We start from the raw sequence: 4,551 nt of genomic DNA, 5'->3' as shown, positions 1-4,551 counted from the left end.
GGCGGGCCATGACCAGGCGCTGGATCTGGTTGGTTCCCTCGTAGATCTGGGTGATCTTGGCGTCGCGCATCATCCGCTCCAGCGGGAAGTCCTTGACGTAGCCGGCGCCGCCGAGCAGCTGGACGGCGTCGGTGGTGATCTCCATGGCGGCGTCGGAGGCGAAGCACTTGGCGGCCGCGCCGAAGAAGGCCAGGTCGGCGTCGCCGCGCTCCGACTTGGCCGCCGCGGTGTAGACCATCTGCCGGGCGGTCTCCAGCTTCATCGCCATGTCGGCGAGCATGAACTGCACGCCCTGGAACTCCGCGATGGCCTTGCCGAACTGCTTGCGCTCCTTGACGTAGGCGACCGCGTGGTCGAGCGCGCCCTGGGCGATGCCCACGGCCTGGGCGCCGATGGTGACCCGGGTGTGGTCGAGGGTGCGCAGCGCGATCTTCAGCCCCTCGCCGACCGTGCCCACCAGCCGGTCGCCGGGGATGCGGACCTCGTCGAAGAAGAGTTCTCGGGTGGGCGAGCCCTTGATTCCGAGCTTGCGCTCCGGCTCGCCCAGCGTGAACCCGGGGTCGTCGGCGTGCACCACGAACGCGCTGACGTTGCGGCCGCGCGGCCCGTCGGGGTCGGTGACCGCCATGACCGTGTAGTAGGCGCTCACACCGGCGTTGGTGATCCAGGACTTCTGCCCGGACAGGATCCAGTCGTCGCCGTCGGGCACCGCGCGGGTCCGCATGCTCGCGGTGTCCGATCCGGCCTCGCGCTCCGAGAGGCCGTAGGAGAACATCGCCTCGCCGCGCGCCACCGGCGGAAGGTAGCGCCGCCGGACGTCCTCCGAGCCGGCCAGGAGGAGCGGCATGGTGCCGAGCTTGTTCACCGCCGGGATGAGCGACGACGAGGCGCACGCGCGGGCGACCTCCTCGATGACGACGCAGGTGGCCAGCGCGTCGGCGCCCACCCCGTCGTACTCCTCCGGGATGTGCGGGGCGTGGAAGTCTCCGGCGCGCAGGGCGTCGTAGGCCGCCTGCGGGAAGGCGGCGCCGGCGTCGACCTCGGCGGCGTGCGGGGCGATCTTGTCCTCGGCGACGGCGCGCACGGCCTCGCGCAGGGCCTCGTGCTCCTCGGTGGTCCGGAACAGGTCGAAGTCGCTCATGTGGCCTCCCGGCGCTGTGGGTCGCGGATCCGACAAGCACCAGTATGGCACTGCGTGTCGAAAATCGGCATTGAGTGTCACACTGGATCGTGGCGGCGTGTCCGATGGGACGGGACCAGTAAGTTCGGGCACGGAAGCGCGCGAGGGGAGCGGGGACCATGGAGGAGACGCCGAGGAGCGGGCGCGGCGGCGGAGCGCGGGCCGCGCGCCGCCGGGCGGTGGCCGCCGCGCTGCGGCTGTTCACGGAGCACGGCTACGAGGCCACCACCATGGACGACATCGCGGCCGCGGCCGGCGTCAGCCGGCGCACACTCTTCCGGCATTTCGGGTCCAAGGAGGACGTGCTGTTCGCCGAGCACGACGAGCTCTTCGCGAACGTCGCCCGGCACCTCGCGGCGTCCGCGCACGACGACCCGGTGACGGCCGTCTGCGCGGCGGCGCGCATGGTCTTCCAGGACTACGTCGCCGCGCCGGAGATCACCGTCCCCCGGTACCACCTCGTGCGTGCGGTCCCCCGGCTGCGCGACCGCGAGATCGCCATGACCGCCCGCTACCAGGCCGCGTTCACCGGGCACCTCGCCGCCGACCACACCGAGGGGCCGCGCGCGCTCGCCGCCGAGGCCCTGGCGGCGGCGGTGATCGCCGCGCACAACCACGTGCTGCGGTCCTGGCTGCGCGACCCGGAGCACCGCGTGCCGTGGAACCGCCTGGACGAGGCGATGGCGTTCGTCACCCGCACGCTCGGACCGGTGTTCCGCGATCCCGGCGGCCCCCTGGAGGCGGGCGGTCCGGGGGCTGCCAGAAACGGGCTGACCGGTCCCGCCGCCCGGCCGGCGCCCGCCGGCCCGGACGGCTCCGAGGCGGTCCTCGTGGCGGTCTACCCGGCCCGGATGGACGGGCAGGACGTGCTGCGGCGGGTCAGTGAGGCGCTCGGCCACCCGGCCGGCTGAGCCCTTCTCCCCGGTGCCGTCCCGCGTCTCACGGGCGTCCGGAGCCCGCGGCAGGTAGCGGCCGGGATACGCCGCCGGGCCCCTGCCGGGGCGGGCGGCCGGATGGACCGGACAGGTCCGACACAACGAACAGAACGGAGAGCACGGCCACATGCACGCGAAGGCGCAGCGGATCCAGGAGTTCCTCACCGAGCACGGCGAGCCGGGACGGGTCCGGGAGCTCCCGGACAGCGCCCGGACGGCCGCCGAGGCGGCGAGCGCGCTCGGGACGACGCCGGCGCAGATCGCCAAGAGCCTGGTCTTCGTCGCGGGGGACGAGCCGATCCTGGTCGTCGCCTCGGGGGCCAACCGGGTCGACACCGACCGGATCGGCAAGCACGTGACCGGGCCGGTGACCCGGCCGGACGCCAAGCGGGTCCGGGCGGTCACCGGCTACAGCATCGGCGGCATCCCGCCGTTCCGGCACCAGACCCCGCTGCGGACGTTCGTGGACGTCGACCTCCTCGGGTTCGACACCGTGTGGGCGGCGGCCGGAACGCCGCACGCGGTGTTCCCCATCGCTCCCGACCGGCTGGTCGCACTGTCCGGGGGCGAGGTCGTCGAGGTCTGCTGACCCCGTCCGCCGCCCGGTGGGCGCAGCCCTTCAACGTTCACCCGCGGCCGACGGCGGCCGCGGGTGGACCGTCCAGGAGCGGACCGGTGACCGCGCGGCCTCCGGCCGGAATGGGCCACGGTCGGTCCGGCGCGCGGGCCCGCCCGGCCGCTCGGTGCCGTCTGACCTGCGGTTCCCGCCCCCGATAAGCCGACGATATGCATTCTCCGGACATTAAATGGCAAAAGGTCAGTAATTCTGGATTGTGCTCCGAGGTGGCGGAGAAATGGTTTACGGTCGTCGCGGTCCCGGGAAAAGGCCGGTGGCGTGAGCGCCGACGAAGTACGAATGCGCTTCGTGGTATCGCCCGCCCGGTGACCGTCTGGGCTGCCCCGAATTCGTTCGGAAACGAGGAGTGACGCCGTGCCGGAAACGTGCCGCACGTCCGCGTCGCGCCTTGCCGCCGCCGCGCCGGATCCGGTGCCCTTCTTCAGCCAGGAGTCGTCCTTCGCCGAGGTGTGGCCGACCGTGCGCGGCCACTGCCGCGACGTCATCGAGCGCGGCAGATGCGCGCACGGAAGCAAGGTCGCCGAGCTGGAGGACGCCCTGCGCGCCTGGACCGGCGCGCGGCACGTCGTGGGGGTGAACTCCGGCACCGACGCACTGGTCCTGCTGCTGCGGGCATGCGGCCTCGCACCAGGTGAGGAGGTCGTCGTTCCGGCCTTCGGCTCCGCCGCCACCGCGTCCGCCGTGCTGCTGGCCCGGGGCCGCCCCCGGTTCGCCGACATCGAGCCGGCCGGCTACGGGCTGGACCCGGACGCGGCGGCCGCCGCCGTCACCCCCCGCACCCGGATCATCATGCCGGCCCACCTGTCCTGCCGGATGGCCGACATCGCCGGCATCGCCGCGGTCGCGCGCCGGCACGGCCTGGGGCTCGTCGAGGACAGCGCCCACGCCGTTGGTATGCGCTGGAACGGCGTGCACGCCGGACTGCTCGGCAGGGGCGGGGCGCTCTCGTTCTTCCCGACCACCACCCTCGGGGCGATCGGCGACGCGGGCGCCGTCCTCACCGATGACGCGGAGGTCGCGGCGGCCGTCGCCGAGCTGCGCCACCAGGGGCGCGCCGGCCGGACGCTGGAGCACGTCCCGGGCCTGTCCGACCTCGGCGTGCCGATCCGGGCCGACAGCCGCATGGACGACCTGCAGGCCGCCGTCCTGCTGGCCAAGCTGACCCGGCTGGACGCCGACATCGCCCGGCGCGCCGAACTCGCCGCCGCCTACACCGAGCGGCTGAGCGGAGTGCCCGGCATCAAGCGGCTGCCGGACCCCGCCGTGCGCCGCGGCGGCGGCTCCCCGGTGTACCACGCCTACCTGGTCGAGGTCGAGGACCGTGAGGCGCTCGTCGGCACGCTCGCGGCGGTCGGCGTGGGCGCCGAGACCTACCATCCGACGCCGCCGCACCTGGAACCGCGGTTCGCCCGCCTCGGCCACCGGCGGGGCGAGTTCCCGAACGCGGAGGCCGCGTGCGCGGCCGCGGTCGCGCTGCCGCTCTACCCGGACCTCGCCATGAGCGCCGTCGAACGGGTCTGCGACGCGGTCGCGCACTTCTACACCGGGAGGCGGGCGGCATGAACCCGGGCCGGCCCGCCCCGCACGCCGGGCATCCGGTCGCGCCGGCGGGTGGCGGCGCACGCCCGCCGCGGCGGGCGGCCGTACGAGAGGGAACACCAGCGCGGGCCGCGGCGGCAGCCGGCGGTCCGGGACGGGCCCGGCAGCCGGGCCGACCAACCGCAGGGACCAGATGGGGAGGCGTGACGAGTGATGTGGAGCGGATCCACCGCGCGGGCGGTGGCCGGAGAGGGGCCGGC

4 protein-coding genes are annotated in these 4,551 nt (G+C 74.2%); 3 read left to right on the top strand and 1 reads right to left on the bottom strand.

What is annotated here, in order from left to right; all coding sequences use genetic code 11:
- On the bottom strand, positions 1-1,141 hold a 1,141-nt coding region (locus tag DEF28_RS25625), incomplete at its 3' end, for an acyl-CoA dehydrogenase family protein (protein ID WP_114446249.1).
- Positions 1,142-1,299: 158 nt separating this feature from the next.
- Here DEF28_RS25625 and DEF28_RS25620 point away from each other — a divergent pair.
- The 3 genes from DEF28_RS25620 (at position 1,300) to DEF28_RS25610 (ending at position 4,315) form a co-directional block, all read left to right on the top strand.
- Complete coding sequence (locus DEF28_RS25620; protein WP_114400476.1) at positions 1,300-2,091, top strand: TetR/AcrR family transcriptional regulator; 792 nt, start codon at positions 1,300-1,302, stop codon at positions 2,089-2,091.
- Positions 2,092-2,242: 151 nt separating this feature from the next.
- Entirely contained in the window at positions 2,243-2,704 is a 462-nt protein-coding gene (locus tag DEF28_RS25615; protein WP_114400475.1) for a YbaK/EbsC family protein, read from the top strand.
- Between the two features lie 402 nt (positions 2,705-3,106).
- On the top strand, positions 3,107-4,315 hold the full coding sequence (locus tag DEF28_RS25610) for a DegT/DnrJ/EryC1/StrS family aminotransferase (protein ID WP_233515542.1): 1,209 nt from the start codon (positions 3,107-3,109) through the stop codon (positions 4,313-4,315).
- Positions 4,316-4,551: the final 236 nt, after the last annotated feature.

This window comes from Marinitenerispora sediminis (assembly GCF_003336425.1).
In the GTDB taxonomy this organism is placed as follows: Bacteria; Actinomycetota; Actinomycetes; order Streptosporangiales; family Streptosporangiaceae; genus Marinitenerispora; species Marinitenerispora sediminis.
The sequence above is the reverse complement of the archived record's forward strand: the minus strand, read 5'-3'. Positions and strand labels throughout refer to the sequence as shown.